Below are 4079 nucleotides of genomic sequence, written 5' to 3'. Positions count from 1 at the left end.
AGGGCCTGCGCACAGGCGGCGTTGACGATCTGGCGCGGGTGGCGATCCGCCAGATGCACGATGCCCCAGAGCTTGCGCTGGCCCACGCGGCCCTCGACGGTGAACATCAGCTGGCACAGCCGCGCGGCGTCGTTGCCGATGCCGGCCACGCCGATGGCGATGGCCAGATGCGTCTTGCCGGTGCCGGGTCCACCCACCATCACGACGTTATGCGCAGCCTCAGTGACCGTCGTCGCGCCGCGACGCAGCTCGACGCGGATATCGCACGGAGGCATACGCGTTGGCAATTGGACGGGGACGAAGACTGCGGGTGCAGTCGGCACCACCGGTTTGGGCGCAGGCAAGGCCTTCGGCCTGGCGCCAGCGAGACTCGCTTCGGCCGCGCACACCCAGCGACGCAGCAGATTCGCGTTAATGCCGTTAGCCATCGCGACGGCCGCCAAAGACACGCCAGGCTGCATGCAGGCCGCCACCGCGTTGCCCTTGAATTCGTCGCTATGCAGGCGACGGTGACGGCGGCCATCGACGACTTGTTTGGGCAAAGTGTTCACGTGTCCACCAAGAGAGTTGAGGTGGACACGAGCATGCTATCTGCCTAGCTGTGATTCAAGACGGGATGGCTGGCCGCTTACAGAAGAGCAGCCAATGAGGCTTTGGATTCACGGCGACTGGTGGAAACTGCAATGGGAGCAAAAAGTGCACCCTGACCGTGGCACTCGCGCTGTCTTGAAGAAGAAGGCCGAGTTGGTCACGGAGGTTTACCGCCAATCGCCAGCCGGCCAGCGTGTGTGGGACGCTCATTGGCGCCTGTACTGGCAAGCTCACCAGGACAAAGCATTTCAATCCTTCAAGGCATTGATTCCTGGCCTGATTCCACCGAAGCGCGGCAGGAAGGCAGCGCCAGCCGCCTAGACCCTGCGCAACAACACCCAGGCCCGCCACTGTGCGGGCTTTCTTGTTTCTGGCTGGCGCTGGTGGCCTGCTATTTGGTGCAAAACCCTGTACCGCTGGCTACATGGTGGCTACATGAGCCCCAGAAACAACAAAGCCCAGAGGGTTAGTCCGGGCTAAGTCGTTGATTTTATTGGTGCCGGAGAGATGAATCGAACACCCGACCTTCTCATTACGAATGAGCTGCTCTACCGACTGAGCTACACCGGCATCAAGCCTGAGATTCTAACCTCGGTTCTGGTCGGCTTCCAGGTGGTAGGCAGTGACGCGCTCGACTTCCTTCTTTGAGCCCAAGACCACGGCCACTCGCTCGTGCAATTGCGTGGGCTGCAGGTCCAAGATGCGCTGGCGGGCGTTGGTGGCGGCACCGCCGGCTTGCTCGACCAGGAAGGCCATCGGGTTGGCCTCATACATCAGGCGCAGCTTGCCGGCCTTGTTAGGCTCGCGCTTGTCCCAGGGGTAGAGAAAGACACCGCCGCGCGTCAGGATGCGGTGCACGTCAGCCACCATCGAGGCGATCCAGCGCATATTGAAGTCTTTCGCGCGCGGCCCGGTGCTGCCGGCCAAGGCTTCGTCGATGTAACGCGTTACCGGGGCGTCCCAGTGGCGCATATTCGACATATTGATGGCGAATTCCTTGGTCTCCTCCGGGATCTTGACGTCTTCGCTGGTCAGCACAAACGAGCCTTGTTCGCGGTCCAGCGTGAACATCGCCACACCTTGGCCGAAGGTCAAGACCAGCGTGGTTTGCGGGCCGTAGACGCAATAGCCGGCCGCCACTTGCGCGGTGCCGGGCTGCAGGAAGTCGTCTTCCGACACGCCCTTGCTGCCCTCGGCTTTTTTCAGCACCGAGAAAATGGTGCCGATCGAGACGTTGACGTCGATATTGCTGGAGCCGTCGAGCGGGTCGAACATCAACAGGTATTCGCCTTGCGGGTAACGATTGGGCACGATGTGAATGCCTTCCATTTCCTCGGAGGCCATCGCCGCCAGATGGCCACCCCATTCGTTCGCCTCGATCAAGACCTCGTTGGCGATGATGTCGAGCTTTTTCTGGATTTCGCCCTGCACATTTTCACTGCCCGCCGTGCCCAGCACCTCGCCCAAAGCGCCCTTGGTCACGCTGATGGCGATGCGTTTGCAGGCGCGCGCCACCACCTCGATCAAAAGCCGCAGTTCCTGCGGGATTTGGCCATGTTGGCGCTGCTGTTCGATCAGATATTGGGTCAGGCTGATGCGTCGCGTCATGATGATGGGTAGATTAAGAGTTATGGGGCGGTGACCGAAGCCAGCGCGCGATCTGTGACTTCGCGTACATCATTGGACAGGTCGGTCTTGGCCGCGACGCGGCGAATCGCCTCCAGCGCGGCGCTGCGATAGGCCGGCGCTAAGCTGCTCCAGCGGTCCATCACGCGGGCCAGGCGGCTGGCAATTTGCGGGTTGATTGCGTCCAGTGCCAGGACTTGTTCGGCCCAGAACACATAACCCGCAGCATCGACGCGGTGGAAAGCGGCCGGGTTGTACATGCAGAGCGAGAAGATCAGGCTGCGCGCACGGTTCGGGTTCTTCAGCGTGAAGTCGGCATGCTTGGTCAAAGCCTTGACGCGCGCAAAAGTCTTGCCGTCTTGCTCGGGCACGCGGCCCTGCAGCGCAAACCACTTGTCCACCACCAGTGGGTCGTCCTTGAACAGCTCATGGAAACGCTCCAGCGCGCTATCAGCCAGCTCGGCATGCGCATTGACCAAGGCCGACAGGGCGCCCAGGCGGTCGGTCATATTGCCGGCATCCTTGAAACGCTGATAGGCGCGGCCCGGCCAGACCGTATCTTGCACACGCGGTGCGTCCAACACCAACATGCTCAGCGCTAGATTGGCGAGCGCACGTTTGCCGCTGGAGACCGGGTCCGGTGTGTAGCCACCCTTGACCTGATTGGCATCGAAGACCGCGATCCAGTCCTCGCGCAGCGCCGCAGCCAGCTGCATTTGAGCGGCCTCAACGACGGCATGAATCGCCTGCGGATCGACGCTCTCAAGCTGTTCGGCGATATAGCCTTCGCCCGGCAAGGTCAGCGCCAATTCCTTGAAGGCGGCGTCCAGTTTGGGATGACGCAGCAGGGCGCGCATCGCGTCGAGGTAGGCGTCGTCGAGTTGCAGCGCAGCGCCGCTGTGCAGGGCCGCGAGGATGCGACTCAGTGCCAGGCGCTGACCGGCTTCCCAGCGGTTGAAGGCGTCGCTGTCGTGTTGCAGCAGCACCAGCAGTTCGGCGTCGCTCAAGCCGTCGTCCAGGATCACCGGCGCGGAGAAGTTGCGCAGCAGCGAGGGCACCGGTGCCGAGGCGACGTTGATGAAGACAAAGCTCTGCTCGGCCTGCTCCAGCACCAACACATGGTCGCTGCCAACGGCTTGTGCATCACCCTGCAAATGCAGAAGCAAGGCCTGACCCTCGGCGCTCAAGAGACCCATCGCGACCGGAATCACCTGCGGCAATTTGTCGGGCTGACCCGGCGTGGCGGGTGAGTGCTGTTTCAGCGTCAGCGTGTAGGTCTGGGCGGCGGCATCAAAGGCACCGCGCGCTTGCACATGAGGCGTGCCGGCCTGCGAGTACCAGCGCTTGAAGGCGTCCAGGCGGGTCGTTAGGGCCGAGCCGGGGTTGGCGTCGGCAATCGCGCTGGCAAAGTCATCGCAGGTGACGGCCTGGCCATCGTGGCGCTCAAAGTACAGCTTCAGGCCGGCTTCGAAACCTGCGCGCCCGACCAGGGTCTGGAACATGCGCACGACTTCGGAGCCTTTTTCGTAGATCGTGGTGGTGTAGAAGTTGTTGATCTCGACATAGCTGTCCGGGCGCACCGGATGGGCCATCGCGCCCGAGTCCTCGGGGAACTGGGCGGCGCGCAGCGCGCGCACGTCCTGGATGCGGCAGACGGCCCGGGCCGAGGCGCTGCCGGCCATGTCCATGCTGAATTCTTGGTCGCGGAAGACGGTCAGGCCTTCTTTCAGCGAGAGCTGGAACCAGTCGCGGCAGGTGATGCGGTTGCCGCTCCAGTTGTGGAAGTACTCGTGGCCGACAACACTTTCGATGCCGGCAAAGTCCGCGTCGGTGGCGGTGGCCGGGCTGGCCAGAACGTACTT

3 protein-coding genes and 1 tRNA gene are annotated in these 4079 nt (G+C 62.6%); all 4 read right to left on the bottom strand.

Annotated features, from left to right (window positions below; genetic code table 11):
• A partial coding sequence (locus RMO57_RS21950) for a transposase (RefSeq protein ID WP_414896362.1) occupies positions 1 to 551 on the bottom strand: 551 nt, incomplete at its 3' end.
• 534 nt (positions 552 to 1085) lie between these two features.
• Positions 1086 to 1161: transfer RNA gene (locus RMO57_RS02210), tRNA-Thr, on the bottom strand.
• A gap of 15 nt (positions 1162 to 1176) precedes the next feature.
• On the bottom strand, positions 1177 to 2199 hold the full coding sequence (locus tag RMO57_RS02205) for a class 1 fructose-bisphosphatase (protein ID WP_310383794.1): 1023 nt from the start codon (positions 2197 to 2199) through the stop codon (positions 1177 to 1179).
• Between the two features lie 20 nt (positions 2200 to 2219).
• Positions 2220 to 4079, bottom strand: a 1860-nt coding sequence (gene pepN / locus RMO57_RS02200) for an aminopeptidase N (RefSeq protein WP_310383792.1), incomplete at its 5' end; no start/stop codon positions are given.

Source organism: Roseateles sp., assembly GCF_031397715.1.
Classification (GTDB): Bacteria; Pseudomonadota; Gammaproteobacteria; order Burkholderiales; family Burkholderiaceae_C; genus Paucibacter_A.
Note: the sequence above shows the minus strand (reverse complement) of the source record. Positions and strands in the feature narration are given on the sequence as shown.

Bases quoted from the DNA above. Each gene is read 5' to 3' on its own strand.
- RMO57_RS02205 (WP_310383794.1), bottom strand. From the start codon at position 2,199: ATGACGCGACGCATCAGCCTGACCCAATATCTGATCGAACAGCAGCGC.